Annotated in this window: 14 protein-coding genes; 8 read left to right on the top strand and 6 right to left on the bottom strand. The window is 60.2% G+C overall.

What is annotated here, in order from left to right:
- The first annotated feature begins 32 nt into the window (after positions 1-32).
- Positions 33-620 (top strand): hypothetical protein, encoded by a 588-nt coding sequence (locus AC0V8S_RS19165; protein ID WP_475432807.1) that lies wholly within the window; start codon positions 33-35, stop codon positions 618-620.
- A 249-nt stretch (positions 621-869) separates the two neighbouring features.
- Positions 870-1,040: a hypothetical protein gene (locus tag AC0V8S_RS19160; RefSeq protein WP_475432806.1), complete on the top strand. Its 171-nt coding sequence runs from the start codon at positions 870-872 to the stop codon at positions 1,038-1,040.
- 5 nt (positions 1,041-1,045) lie between these two features.
- Here AC0V8S_RS19160 and AC0V8S_RS19155 read toward each other — a convergent pair whose 3' ends face one another.
- Positions 1,046-1,237, bottom strand: a complete 192-nt coding sequence (locus AC0V8S_RS19155; protein ID WP_475432805.1) for a hypothetical protein — start codon at positions 1,235-1,237, stop codon at positions 1,046-1,048.
- A gap of 236 nt (positions 1,238-1,473) precedes the next feature.
- Here AC0V8S_RS19155 and AC0V8S_RS19150 point away from each other — a divergent pair, with 236 nt between their 5' ends.
- The 3 genes from AC0V8S_RS19150 (at position 1,474) to AC0V8S_RS19140 (ending at position 2,578) form a co-directional block, all read left to right on the top strand.
- Positions 1,474-1,695 carry a DUF768 domain-containing protein gene (locus AC0V8S_RS19150; protein ID WP_475432804.1) on the top strand — a complete coding sequence of 74 codons (222 nt, stop codon included), beginning with the start codon at positions 1,474-1,476 and terminating at the stop codon, positions 1,693-1,695.
- A 26-nt stretch (positions 1,696-1,721) separates the two neighbouring features.
- Positions 1,722-1,979, top strand: a complete 258-nt coding sequence (locus tag AC0V8S_RS19145) for a hypothetical protein (protein WP_475432803.1) — start codon at positions 1,722-1,724, stop codon at positions 1,977-1,979.
- 320 nt (positions 1,980-2,299) lie between these two features.
- Positions 2,300-2,578, top strand: coding sequence for a hypothetical protein (locus tag AC0V8S_RS19140; RefSeq protein WP_475432802.1), 279 nt, complete (start codon positions 2,300-2,302; stop codon positions 2,576-2,578).
- A 758-nt stretch (positions 2,579-3,336) separates the two neighbouring features.
- On the opposite strand, the gene AC0V8S_RS19135 is transcribed toward AC0V8S_RS19140, so the two are convergent.
- Positions 3,337-3,501: a hypothetical protein gene (locus AC0V8S_RS19135; protein WP_475432801.1), complete on the bottom strand. Its 165-nt coding sequence runs from the start codon at positions 3,499-3,501 to the stop codon at positions 3,337-3,339.
- Between the two features lie 275 nt (positions 3,502-3,776).
- Here AC0V8S_RS19135 and AC0V8S_RS19130 point away from each other — a divergent pair, with 275 nt between their 5' ends.
- Positions 3,777-4,145, top strand: coding sequence for a hypothetical protein (locus AC0V8S_RS19130; RefSeq protein WP_475432800.1), 369 nt, complete (start codon positions 3,777-3,779; stop codon positions 4,143-4,145).
- 672 nt (positions 4,146-4,817) lie between these two features.
- On the opposite strand, the gene AC0V8S_RS19125 is transcribed toward AC0V8S_RS19130, so the two are convergent.
- A complete protein-coding gene (locus tag AC0V8S_RS19125) occupies positions 4,818-5,828 on the bottom strand; it encodes a fatty acid desaturase (protein WP_475432799.1) in 1,011 nt (336 codons plus the stop codon).
- A gap of 230 nt (positions 5,829-6,058) precedes the next feature.
- On the opposite strand from AC0V8S_RS19125, the gene AC0V8S_RS19120 reads away from it, so the two are divergent.
- Both AC0V8S_RS19120 and bmt read left to right on the top strand, forming a co-directional pair.
- Complete coding sequence (locus tag AC0V8S_RS19120) at positions 6,059-6,916, top strand: helix-turn-helix domain-containing protein (protein ID WP_095199809.1); 858 nt, start codon at positions 6,059-6,061, stop codon at positions 6,914-6,916.
- Between the two features lie 153 nt (positions 6,917-7,069).
- Positions 7,070-8,092 (top strand): betaine--homocysteine S-methyltransferase, encoded by a 1,023-nt coding sequence (gene bmt / locus AC0V8S_RS19115; protein WP_475432798.1) that lies wholly within the window; start codon positions 7,070-7,072, stop codon positions 8,090-8,092.
- Between the two features lie 15 nt (positions 8,093-8,107).
- On the opposite strand, the gene AC0V8S_RS19110 is transcribed toward bmt, so the two are convergent.
- From AC0V8S_RS19110 to AC0V8S_RS19100, 3 genes are all read right to left on the bottom strand, one after another.
- Entirely contained in the window at positions 8,108-8,377 is a 270-nt protein-coding gene (locus AC0V8S_RS19110; protein ID WP_475432797.1) for a hypothetical protein, read from the bottom strand.
- A gap of 210 nt (positions 8,378-8,587) precedes the next feature.
- Positions 8,588-10,753, bottom strand: a complete 2,166-nt coding sequence (locus tag AC0V8S_RS19105) for a vWA domain-containing protein (RefSeq protein WP_475432796.1) — start codon at positions 10,751-10,753, stop codon at positions 8,588-8,590.
- 2 nt (positions 10,754-10,755) lie between these two features.
- Entirely contained in the window at positions 10,756-11,316 is a 561-nt protein-coding gene (locus AC0V8S_RS19100) for an RNA polymerase sigma factor (protein ID WP_095200256.1), read from the bottom strand.
- Between the last annotated feature and the right edge of the window lie 106 nt (positions 11,317-11,422).

Below are 11,422 nucleotides of genomic sequence, written 5' to 3'. Positions count from 1 at the left end.
GCGGGTCTTCGTCGGGCTCTACCGCTGGCACGATGACCCGTATCGGCGGTGAACTCTACGATTCGAACGGGCTGAATTCTGGCGGCCATACGGCGCAACAGGTGGCGGTCTTCAACAGCGTCCTTAAATCAGCCATGTCCAACTATTCCGCTATCGGCGGTATGGGCATTGTCGGATACGGCGCAAGCGGTCTGGCGGCAACGCCGCAGCAGATCGCTGCAAATATTGCCTACAACGGCGGCGGCGGTGTCGGCATTCCGGGCGCCAACGGCTACGAAAAGACGCTCACTCAGACCGCAATATCTATGTACCAACAAGAGGTTCGCCGACATAAGGCCGTTTATGGCTTTGCCACGGGCGGCATCGACAGCAGAGATACCCAACACGTCGAGTTCTTCAAGAGTCCCGGCGAGAAGGTCATCATTGCGCGACCTGACCAGTTCGCAGATGTGCGGTCAGGCTCGGGTAGCGGTGGTGGCGACAACCGGACGATCGTCAACATCAGCCAGACCCACAACTGGAATGGCAATGCGCCTCCGTCCAAGGAGAGCGTGGCCGACATGCGTCGGCAGACGGTCTTGGCGGTACAGGATGCGATGAGGGCTTACCGTGGTCGATAACGGCCTGGCCAAGCTCGCCTTCATGCTCTCGGCTAGCGTCGTGTTGGCGCTAGCGTGGCCGTTCTAAAGGATCGCAGGGGCTTGCCCTGGCACCGTCGGCGATCACGGATGTACTGGCGGCAACGGGCTAACCTGCTATGGCCATTCCAATACCGACGGCCCTTTCGCCTAGCGCCTCTGTACGAGCCTTACAATTCTCGCGGAACAAGCGCCTGATGAGTGCGTTTGGCCGTTCAGGAGATTGTGCTGATGGCCGATGAACAGGACGAAGCACGCACCAAACAGATTGATTTTATCGTTAGGCGGCTGGTGGCTGAGGCAGGCATTACCGAAGCGCAAGCTCATGAGCTTGTCGCCATTCTCGGCGCACACAGTTGGTCTTCGCTGTTGCGAGAGGCGCGGATGATGAAGGGCCGGTAACTGACCTAGCGCCCGATGATATGGTTGACCATGGCCTCGTCGGGCTCGCTGCCGGTGAAGTCCTGAAAGAGCGTCTTAGCATGCGCCGCCCAATGCTCTTCAGCCAGGTTCAACTCTCTCACTGACTTCCTGAAAGCTTCGCGCACGATATCGAAGTCGAAAGCCGAGACGTGCTCGCCGGTATTGCTCTGGTCCATGATGGTAGCCCTCGCGCAACCAAAAGACAGAACGGATTCATAAACCGTTCCTTGTCGGGTTCAACGGGGTTGGACTGTACGTTTTTAACAAAGCAATTGTACTGCCTATGCCGTTGGCCATCAGGTGGGCGCCAGGACGCGCGTGGCGCTTCGGTGGTGTAGGAACAGCGGCTGGCCGGGATGCGCGCTGGCGGGGCTCTGTGGAACCTTATGCCCGCCTTCGGCTTATGTCGGCCATGAGCACGCGCGGCACCGACTTTCTTTACAAGTGGATTTCAAAGCACGTCCCTAAAACGGCGGGCGCCGATGTCATCTCGGTCGCCGAACTGACCGAGCAGCTATTCGCGGAAGCCAAGGCCGCAGGCATCAGCAGCAACGAGATCGAGGAAGACACTGGCAGCGTGTACGAGGCGATCCTGGACGCGATCGTCCATCACGACCCTGGCTTGGCTGACTGATAGGTGCTCGGATATGATCGCCCTCAATGACAAAAGGCTGGACGTTCCAATCTCTGGTCGACAGCAAGATGACGGTGACGGCATTCTGCAACAACTCGGCCTGTCATCATAAGCAAGTGCTCGACCTGGTGAAGCTCCGCGACCGATTCGGCCCGGACGCGCCGGCAATGGAATGGGATATCAGGCCGAAGCTTCGCTGTAAGAAATGCAGCAGCAACGATGTCGGCCTGATCTACACGCCGGACACGTCGCCGAACGCCTATGGCAAGGCGAAGGGCAACTAGTCGACCTCGTCGCGCAGCCGCTTCCTGCGTGTAGGCGCGCGGTACTTCTTCAGCAGCCGCACCTTGTCGGTCTTGACCGTCACCAGCGGCCCCAGGTCAATCGTCACGCCGTCCTCATCCCTTATCGAGGCGGGCTACCCCTGCAAGGTGCCCCATAACGGGTCAATATGTCTGGCACCGCAATTGCATTGACAGATGTGGGGTTGGGTGAGGACCCGTCGCTTCGCAAATGAGGCGGCGGGCCTTTACTTGCGCACTTGCTAAAATAATGAGATTTTGCAGGAGGGAGCCGTTGGGGAACGGCAAAGGGGATTGGGGCAATGTATTTTCCGCAATTTCTGGTGGGAATGCTGACGACGTCTGGCGTCGTCGGGGCTTGGGCCTATGTGGCCACAGGATCTATCTGGAAGGCTGTTGCCTGGGGCATCATCGCTGCGGTTTTATTGCAGGTCGGGTACTTCGCGCTTGTTTTCAGGCTGGTCTATGGGCGGAGAGACATTAAGCAAGAGCAGACGGAGGAGCCTACTCCGGAATCCACCAAACACCAGGTCGTTCCCCAGTCAGCCGCTGCACAGAGACGGTCACTGAAAAAGAGATGACTTCATGAGATGGCGACACAGTATCTTGCTGACGACACGCAGTGTGGACCTATTAGCGTGTCTTATGGCTGCGGCTTTCATCTTAGTTCTATTGTGGCTGGCATTGTCGCCATCAATCAGGGCGCCGGCAACAGTCGGCCACGTCGGCAGTGGCGATCTCGGATTACCTCGTTAGAGTGATCGCTGATCCGCGCCTATGTTCCAGAGCGCAACTTGACGGAACATTAGCAATCTCTAACTATTTTTGCTTGCGGCAAGCGATGCTTCACTCATCACTGCCGAAGATCGGGATCTTCACCGGCTTCCGATCGGCCCGCGCCTCCCGCAAGTGGCGCGGGCTTTTGCGCAATATAGGGGACAGGGATGGCCGAGACGCCTGTAACAACCTACGTCGTCAGCGTCTTCGATGCCCCACTGGCGCACAGTGATCACCACCAAGGACAAACAGGCGGCTTTGGATATGGCCAAGGAAATCGGCGACAAGGTGCGCGTCGAGCAGATCACGCCGAAGCCGAAGAAGCGCTAAAATTACCCGCCCCTTGCGCCTCTAGGTTCTCTTCGATATCATCTGAAGCGTCATGAACATTTTTTCATACCAACGGGCGGGGGTCGGCATACCCCCGGCCCGAATCATTTTCAGGAGACATCGGTTCGGCGCCCCTGAATTTTCTCCATCCAAGATCATTCCACATTCCTCAGCCTCACCGGGCGCCGGGTCTTAAGGTAAACGCAAGCCGGCTCCCCGAAGGGAGTTTGCCTCACCCCGCCAGCGCGCGACCGACAGCAATTCCAATTCCAATCGCCAAGCCGGTAGCGACCTTGCCGCCAAGGTCGACGGCAATGGCGGCAACTGTGTCGCGCCAATCCCTGCGGGGCTGCACGATGACTTTTGAGAGTTCATCGAAGACATGATCGTGTTTCACGGCCGTATCCCTGCATCGTTCAGATGCATATGGATTCCATAAAATAACGATGGAGTCCATATGGATTATTTGGAGGTTTTGAATAGTGTCGACTGGGCGTTTTCGCATTTTTGTACTTACCAAAATAGGCGTTTTCGCATTCGCGCTAAAATGTGTAAACGCTATTCAAACTAGGCGTTTTCACATTTTTTGTGCAACAAAAAGTTGAACTTGACGATTACTTGGAATCACGCAATTCTGCTCACCGTGCAATCGGCACGGTTTGGGGAAACATCATGATTATCGACTTGGGGAAAGTGGACTCATGCGAATCGGCAGAGCGTATTGAAGTGCAGTCAGTACCGACAAGCGGCGAGACAGAGGAACCGCTCAGTCCGGACGGCTGGATTGCGACAGAAACTTGGCGCTTCAAGCTCGGCGAATGGATCACACACAAAGACCAGAGCTTGCCGTCGCTTGTTATGGGGCGGGTTCGAACGACCAAGGGGCACGAGGTTTATGGATTGCGGTCCTTTAAGGACGTGGATCCATGCCGGGATCGCATGATACTGGCGGACAGCCTGGTCCTGATGGCAGACGATCATCCAGACTGGGCCGATTGCTTGCTGGCCAACACGCCGCTTGATCCGCGGGTCGCCGCCTGACCTACAAAGGTCACCGAAAATAGAAACCCCGCCGAAGCGGGGTTTCTTGTTGTGCGGCGTGACGGCGAATTAGGGTTACGAGGCCCGGCATCGCTGTTGAGGGACAAACAAATGCTCCGCCGTCACGAGACTCAACCTGTTGGACCGTGGAAGGTTCCTGCAGGATAGGTCGACCGGGCGGGCCGAAGCCCGCCACCATGTCAGACGAACATGGCCGCAAATGCTGCGACGGCCACTATGAAGCGGGCATCTACCCGCAGACGGAAGCCTCTCCCATAAAGGAAGGTGAATTCCATTTTTGGCTTTCCTTTCGGAAGGCCGGGCGCGCACCGGCAACGAAACCGGGAACGCAGATCGATCTGCAGTGAATTAGGTTTAAGCCCTATAACGGCGGGGTGCCGGATTGGTCAGAGAGGCTTGGCCGCGAATCACGGCTGCATCTGACTTCATATGTATGCTACCCGTCTGTCCGCCCCTTCACAATGCCGTACAACAAAAGTACAACTCGACGGCCGCAATGGCGCAATTCTTGGCCTTACGTCCCATCATACATCGGCAGAGCCGCAATCGATTCACTCATGCCGATATCAAATCATCACGTCTGGAGAAAGGATCGCAAAAACGCGGCGCCCAATCAGAATTGGCCGACACGGGACCCGGGGATGCCCAGAATTATTCCTTGGGCGGCTCGGCGGGCACCGGCGCGGTGCCGAGCCCATTGATGTTGCGCGCCCGGATGCGTGGCTTGAACGCCCGGCCATGCTCAGGCGCGCGCCGCAGCACAGGGTGCACGATCGGCTCCTTCGCCTTGAAGGCATAGGCTCTGATCAGCGCGAAATAGTTCGGATAGGCATAGCCATTGTTCATCCGCAGCCACTCGTCACGGCGCTCACGAAACAGTTTCGGCAGCTTGTACCAAGCCACCGTCGGGGTCTTGTGGTGGACGAAGTGCAGATTGTTGTTGAGGAACAGGAACGACAGCGGCGAGCGTTCGATGATCACCGTGCGGCCTTCCGGGTGCTCGGACCATTGATGCTCGGCAAAGGTGCGGATCGCAATCAGCGACTGGCCGAGCCACACCGGAGCCAGAATGTAGAGCCACATCGGAATGCCGAAGCCGAACTGCACGATCGGCGCCACGATGGCTAGGCCGATCGCATGCAGCAGCCAGGCTTTGCGGATCGCCTTGTCGCCAGCCATCATCTGCTTGAAATCGTCGATGAAGAAGCCGATGCAGGACAGCCAGGGGCCGAGGAAGAACCGGCCGGCCATGGTGTTGTTGATCTTGAGCAGGAACTTCATCGTCGGCGGCAAATCGTCGTGCTGCCACAGCGCCTGGTAATAGCTCTCGGGATCGTCGAGCGGATCGGTCAGCCGCTCGTCGGCATGATGGCGCAAATGCAGCGTCTTGAAGCGGCGGAACGGCCAGACGAGGCCGATAGGCAGGAAGACGAAGGCTTCGTTGATCAGCGCGCTGCGCGTCGGATGGCCATGCAGCACTTCGTGCATGATCGACGACTGCAGTGCCAGGATAAAGCCGAGGAGAGCGAGAGCCACGATGGGATAGGACGACCAGAGCAGGAAACCGGTGGCGAGCCATGTTCCGTAACAGAAGAAAGCGAGAACCACGGTCGGCCACTCGATGGCCGGTGCGTTGCGTCGCTTGATGCTCTTGCCTGTCATGCTATCGACCACTGTCCTTCAGTCGCCGGAACCCCCGATGGTTCCTGACAGCATAGTGTCAGGAGAAGTGATTCCACTCAACGCGACAAAGTATACAAAATGTTGCGATTGCGCATATTTGATCGCACATGTTACACATTGTAAACAAGCTTAGGGATTCATTTACGCCTGAGACGCCCCGCTGGGCTGCTCCGACGCAAATTTTTCCTCAAGATTCGGAGGACCGGACGATGGACAAACGCGACCTGTCAGCAATCTTTCGGGAGCGTCTGAAGCTGCTCCTGACACGGTCCGACCTCAACCAGTCGGCATTCGCGTCAGCGGTCGGCATCGATCGGTCGGCGCTGTCACAGCTGATGTCAGGCGCGTCGACGCGCCTGCCGCGCGCCGAAACGCTGCTCAACATCGCCGCCGAATTCAAGGTGTCGCTGGACTGGCTGCTCGGCCTCAGCCAGGACGAAGGCGTCACCGGCGAAATCCGCGAAAGCCTGGAGATCGAGGAAGCGCCTGACGGTTTCGACCGCACGCTGCTCGCCAAATGGTTCGCCGAGGCCGCGGGCACCAAGATCCGCTACGTCCCGGCCGGCATTCCCGACCTGCTGCGCACCCGTGCGCTGGTCGACTACGAGGCCAACATCACCAACAGGAGCCGCCTGGCGCAGGCCAGCGAGACGCAATACCGCATCGAATACAACCGGCGCCCGGAAACCGACATGGAAGTCTGCATGCCGCGCCACACGCTGGAGATTTTTGCGCGCGGCCTCGGCGTCTGGGACCGTTTTCCCGAGGCCGACCGCCGGCAGCAGCTCGCCCATATGGCGACGCTGCTCGACGATCTCTATCCGACCTTCCGGCTGTTTCTCTACGACGGCCGCATGCGCTATTCGATCCCGCTTACCATCTTCGGCCCCTACCGCGCCGCCATCTATGTCGGCGACATGTATGTCGTGCTGAACGCCACCCAGCCGATCCAGGCGCTGACCCAGCATTTCGACAATCTGATCCGCGCCGCCGACATCAACCCACACGAGGCCGCCGCCTACGCGCGCAATCTGGCCGGGATGTCGTTTCCATCAGGCTCTGCCTGATCGATAGCAATCGGGGCCAGTCGACCGGCCTTGGCCGTCGATATGGCCAAGGACCAGGTCAATCACATTGCCGAAAGGTCGCGGCAAATCATTGACTGGACATAAAGACTTCTTTATATCCTTATTCGAATTCGAAACACGAAAGCCAATCCGATGACCACGACCAATCCGATCGATGCCTTGCTGGCTGAAAAGGGTGTGCTGCTGGCCGATGGCGCCACGGGCACCAACCTGTTCGCGATGGGCCTGGAGGCCGGCGAGGCACCGGAACTGCTGAACGAGACGGCGCCCGACACCATCACCAGCCTGCACCAGAATTTCGTCGATGCCGGCGCCGACATCATCCTGACCAACTCCTTCGGCGGCACCCGCCACCGGCTGAAACTCCACCATGCGCAGGACCGCGTGCATGCGCTCAACAAGCGCGCCGCCGAGATTGCCCGGGCCGTTGCCGACAAGGCCGGCCGCAAGGTGATCGTTGCCGGCTCTGTCGGCCCGACCGGCGAATTGCTGGTGCCGCTTGGCGCCATGACCTATGACGAGGCGGTCGACGCTTTCGCCGAGCAGATCGAGGGTCTCAAGGAAGGCGGCGCCGAAGTCGCCTGGATCGAAACCATGTCGGCGCCCGACGAGATCCGCGCGGCCGCCGAAGCGGCGATCCGCGTCGGCCTGCCCTACACCTATACCGGCTCCTTCGACACCGCCGGCCGCACCATGATGGGCCTGCTGCCGAAGGATATCCATGGCGTCGTTGACGGGCTGTCCGAGGCACCGCTCGGCGTTGGCGCCAATTGCGGCGTCGGTGCCTCCGATATCCTGGCCTCGCTGCTCGACATGACTGAGGCGAAGCCGCTGGCGACCGTGATCGTCAAGGGCAATTGCGGCATTCCCGAATTCCGCGGCACCGAGATCCATTATTCCGGCACGCCGGAACTGATGGCCGACTATGTCCGCCTCGCCGTCGATGCCGGTGCGAAAATCGTCGGCGGCTGCTGCGGCACCTCGTTCCAGCATCTTGCCGCCATGCGCAAGGCGCTCGACGCCCACACCAAGGCGGATCGTCCGACAGTGGAAACAATCGTCGAGCGCATCGGCCCGATGCGCAACAAGGTGGCGACGGAAAACACCGCCGAGACCAGCGAAGCCCGCCGCGAGCGTCGCCGCAGCCGGGCCTGAAGCGATAGATTTCGATTATTCGCTGTTGTCGGCGTAGCTCGATTGCGCCGACTTGAAGTCGACCACATTGTCGCCGCGCATCGTCATCAGCGCGCCGGATGAAGCCGGATCGGTGATCTGTTCGAGCATGGCGCGGAAGCGGTCGTTGGTCAGCGCCGACAGGGCGGTGTGGCGCGCCTGTGCGACATCGTCGCTGATACGCTTGGATTCAGCTGACGGGGCGGATGAAACCGGCGAAGCGTCGCGTGCCGGCGGTATCGAGTTGGCGATAGTCCTGATCTGCAATTCCGGCTCCCTCAAGCCCTGTAAACATGGCTGGTGTAACAAAAGGAAATTGCGATCCGGTACCGGAAATACCGCGCAATTTAACGATCTGAAAATTTGGAAAAAAAGGCCGGCAAGGGAATGACCCCTCGCCGGCCTGCCTCACCCGCCCGTAGGCCGGTTTCCCCTGTCAGAACGATCCCATCTGAAAGAAACCGGCCGTCATCGCCACTACCGGTTACCGCCCAGCGCCGAGGCAAGGCGCACAAGCGAGAGGAACTCGGACCTGTACCCAAACGGGTCGGCTCCTCGGGCGGCAGTGGCAATCTCCATGATCCTGTCGTAACCGAACTTCGCGGTCGCATCCTCGTCGCGCAGCTTCTGGCCGAAGGCGGCAACGGCGACGGAGAAACGCTGGTCGGTGCTGGCCTGGTCGAAGGACGCCACCTCGTTGGCCGAGGTCACCGGCGTGGTGATCAGCTTCGAAACGTCCTCGGTGGGCAGCTTGTAGCGGATCTTGACGAAGGCATATTCGTCCGCATTGGCGACGCCGCCATTGTTGACCGTGGCCTGGCCATAGCGCAGCGGGTCGATCTGCTCGCCGCCGCTGCCCTTCGGCGTGATCTCGTAGATCGCGGTGACCGAGTGGCCAGAGCCGATATCGCCGGCATCGACGCGGTCATTGTTGAAGTCCTCGCGGTTGAGCGCCCGGGTCTCGTAGCCGATCAGGCGGTATTCCGCGACCTTGTTCGGGTTGAACTCGACCTGGATCTTCACGTCCTTGGCGATCGGGAACAGCGTCGAGGAGGCATCCTCGACCAGCACCTTTTCCGCCTCGGCCAGCGTGTCGATATAGGCTGCCGTGCCGTTGCCGTTCTGGGCGATGGTCTGCATCATCTGGTCGTTCAGATTGTCGTGGCCGAAGCCGAACACCGACAGGAAGACACCGCTCTTGCGCTCCTGCTCGATCAGGCGTTTCAGATCATCGTCGTCGCTCTGGCCGACATTGAAGTCGCCATCGGTGGCCAGCATCACCCGGTTGACGCCATCCTTGACGAAGGATTGCTGGGCAAGCTTGTAGGCTTCCTTGATGCCGGCCTCGCCGGCGGTCGAACCGCCGGGCGTCAGATTGTCGATGGCATTGAGGATCTTGTCCTTCTCGGCAGCCCTGGTCGGCATCAGCACGGTGCCGGCCTCGCCGGCATAGGTGACGATGGAGATCGTGTCTTCAGCCCTGAGCTTGCTGACCAGCAGCCGGAACGCCGACTTGAGCAGCGGCAGCTTGTCCGGTTCGTCCATCGAGCCCGAAACGTCGATCAGGAAGACAAGATTGGCCTTCGGCTGCTCGGTCGGCTTGATGTCGAAGCCCTTGATCGCGACGTGCATCAGCTTGGTGTGCTCGTTCCACGGCGTCGGCATGACGCTGACGGTCGAGTTGAACGGCGTCGACGCCGAGTCCGGCCCCCTCCAGTCATAGGGGAAGTAGTTGATCATCTCCTCGACACGCACCGTGTCGGCCTGCGGCACGGAGCCTTCCTTCAGCGAACGGCGCACGAAGGAATAGGAGGCGGTGTCGACATCGATCGAGAAGGTCGAGACCGGATCCTCTAGTGCCGCATGCACCGGATTGGTCTTGAAATCCTGAACGCGGTTGCGGTTCTCCTCCTGCGGTGCGACCTGATCCGCCGGCGCCATGGTCGGCTGTGGCGCCATCAGCTTGGACTCGGCAGCCGGCACGCGGGCAACCCGCGATGCGTAGGGCGCGGTCGTGGTGCCATCCAACGCGAACTCGCCTGTCGGGGCCGGCGCCGGCGCCGGCTTGTAAGCTTGCAAAGTGTCCGACTCCGGCTGGTTGATTGTTGCCGGGGCATCAGCCGGCACACCACGTCCTTGCGCATTCTGCTGCGCCACGCCGCCAACGGCAGTCGATTCGGGTTTCGGCGGTGCGACCGGCGTAGCCAGCACGTCATTGGCGTCGCGGCTTTCCACATCCGCGTCGGCCTCCTTGTCCTTTGCCAACTCTGTCGGCGCCTGCTTCGGCTCGGCCGGCTTCAACGTCGCCGGCTTGTCGGCCAGCGTCTCGGTGATCTTTTCGTCGCCGCCGAATTTGGGCGGCTGTTCCCTCAGCAGATGGAAGGTGGCGTATCCGGCGATCGGCAGGGCGACGAGCCCGGCAATGGCCGGCGTGGCAATGAGTTTCTTTTGCATGATCTCGCTCCAGAGCTTTTGTGCTCGCTCTGTGAGACGAAGACCGCCGACCGATCCTTGGGTGACGGCGGAAATATTTTCCTGATCATAGGCGCGCAGGGCGGCTTCGAAGGCGCGCGCCTTCGCGCTCTCGCCCGGCGCCGGTGCAGCGATATCGCGCAGCCTGTTGAGTTCGTTGTCGTCGACCATGGTCACACTTCCCCGGCTGAACGCATCAGCGTCTTCAGCCGTTTCTTCGCTTCATGGATGTGCCAGGAAACCGTCGTCTCCGAGATCGCCATCGCCTCGGCGGCGGCCGCGTGGCTCAAGCCCTCGCCATAGACCAGCAGCACGGCGTCGCGTTGCTTGTCCGGAAGCTGCCGCACGGCGGCCCACAGCGCCTCGGCCGGATCCTCGCTCTCGGCCGGAGCCTCGCCCGAAATCAGCGCATGGACGCCATAGGCCTCGGTCTTCACCGTCTCGCGCGCGGTCTTGCGCATCATATCGCGCGCCGCATTCATCGTCACGGAATAGAGCCATGTCGTGAAGGCGCCGCCGCCGCGATAGTCGCGGATCGCCTTGCCGAGCCGGACACAGACTTCCTGGGCGATGTCTTCGGCATCGGCCTTCTTGCCGCACCAGCGATAGGCGGCGCGATAGACGAAGTCGTAGTGGCGCTCCAGCAATGTGCCGAAGGCCCCCCTGTCTCCGCCCTTCGCCCGCCCGATCAGTTCGGCGTCGGAGGCTTCGCTCTCATCCAGCATCATCGCCATCATTTGCCTGTTGGACGAAGGCTAATGGCTAATCCTTGGGATGATGGAAAGATTTTTTTGGCAGGCGCCCTCTTCCTTCTCCCCGTTCTACGGGGGGAAGGTGCCC

It is taken from the genome of Mesorhizobium oxytropidicola (assembly GCF_056174625.1).
This window is presented reverse-complemented; position numbering and strand designations above follow the sequence as displayed.